Annotated in this window: 3 protein-coding genes; all 3 read left to right on the forward strand. The window is 59.6% G+C overall.

The genetic code is table 11. The annotated features are described in order from the left end of the window. On the forward strand, positions 1-182 hold a 182-nt coding region (locus F4V54_RS11685), incomplete at its 5' end, for a hypothetical protein (RefSeq protein WP_211359492.1). Positions 183-702: 520 nt separating this feature from the next. Then, complete coding sequence (locus F4V54_RS10790; protein WP_376997230.1) at positions 703-978, forward strand: anti-sigma factor; 276 nt, start codon at positions 703-705, stop codon at positions 976-978. Between the two features lie 105 nt (positions 979-1,083). Beyond that, a partial coding sequence (locus tag F4V54_RS11830; RefSeq protein ID WP_487246619.1) for a TDT family transporter occupies positions 1,084-1,467 on the forward strand: 384 nt, incomplete at its 3' end.

The following is a 1,467-nucleotide window of genomic DNA, read 5'->3' on the forward strand; positions in this document are numbered from 1 at the left end:
ACCGGTGCGGCGTGTACCAACCGCCCGTCGTCCGTCTGCGACGCCACCGCGTCGCCGTCGCCCGTCCCGTCCGGGCCCGCGTCCCCGACTCCCCCTCCGGAGAGGGGTTCTCTGGTCGATCCACGTTTTCTGTTCATCGTCGCCGCCTCGCTTCCGTTGCCGATTCCCGATCGGGACCATAACTTGAAACAGTATTAGGTTAGGCAATCCTTATCAACTTATGCCAGACTCGAATTATTGACTTTGCCCCCGTTCCCCCCCATTTCGTTGTTAGCAGTTCCACCTCAGGGCACCGAAGATTCATAGCCTGTCCACCCGATTGGGCGGGTTATGTTTATTTCCGTTCCCTCCGTCTGAAAGGACAGTAGAACTAGTCGCTGGCTTCGGTATGGCTTATTCCCGCCCCTGTCTGAAAATGATCCGGGGGTGATGCCGCCGAAGACAGTGACATACTCAAACTGCTAATAGGAACCTGACCCAGCCCAGGTGGTATGAGGTCTCACAGTAATGTAGATGCCAGTACTAAGTATGTCCGACCACCCCCAGCGATGAAGCTCAAATAGTCCAACTTCTAATTCATCGCTAGGAGGAACACACCCATGGCCTATGACTTCGTCATTGGCGTGGACGTCGGCAAATACTTCCACCACGCCTGCGTCCTCGATCCCCAAGGCAGACGCGCGTCAAGGTCAGGCCGACGCGATGGGCGCGAGCCTCGACATCGTGATCAGCTCTGACATGGGCAAGGGCGGCGCCATGGTCAACGGCCAGCCAGCTCTCGACGAAGGCATGGGTGCACAAGTGTGGGCAGTCATGGCTGACGGCGCCGTGGAATCGGCTGGAGTCATCGGCCAAGAACCCCACGACGACGTGTGGATGCCGCTGCCCGGTGGAACTGCTTCAGTCCTGGTAACCGAGGAAGTCGCCGTCGGCGCGGCGCAACCCACCGGCGCGGTGCTGGCCAACGTGACGCTCTAGTCCCAGTTCCGTCCCTTGGCGCGCTTCAGGCCATTCGCGTTCTAAAAACCACAAAGCCCCGACCCAAAGTGGATGAGACGCGGTGGCAGGCCTAGCGTTAGTCCTATGACGTTGCCAAAGTTCGGTCCCGCTTGGGCTGGCGCTTTAATGGGAACCTCGATTGCGTCGAGTTTGACTGGGTTACATGGATTTCATGTAGTCCAGCTCGTTTTTGCGCTGATTGCGGCGGGACTCCTCATCATGTTCACGTTCGGTGTGCGCAATGAGCCGCCCCGGCACCAGAACATGGCGGCGTGGGGCATGTACACGATGGGCCTGCTCGCGTGCGGCTCGGCGTGGACGGCACTCACGGGTAGCGATGTGTTTCAGCTGGTCAGCTGGTGGATCGGCGCGCCACTGACCATCGTCGTGTGCTTGTGGCAACTCTGGGGTTTGTGGAAGCAGTCCGCGCACTATACCGAACCCGCGTTCCCGTGGGGCTTGGCGCTC

This window comes from Corynebacterium tuscaniense, from assembly GCF_008693065.1.
Lineage (GTDB): Bacteria > Actinomycetota > Actinomycetes > Mycobacteriales > Mycobacteriaceae > Corynebacterium > Corynebacterium tuscaniense.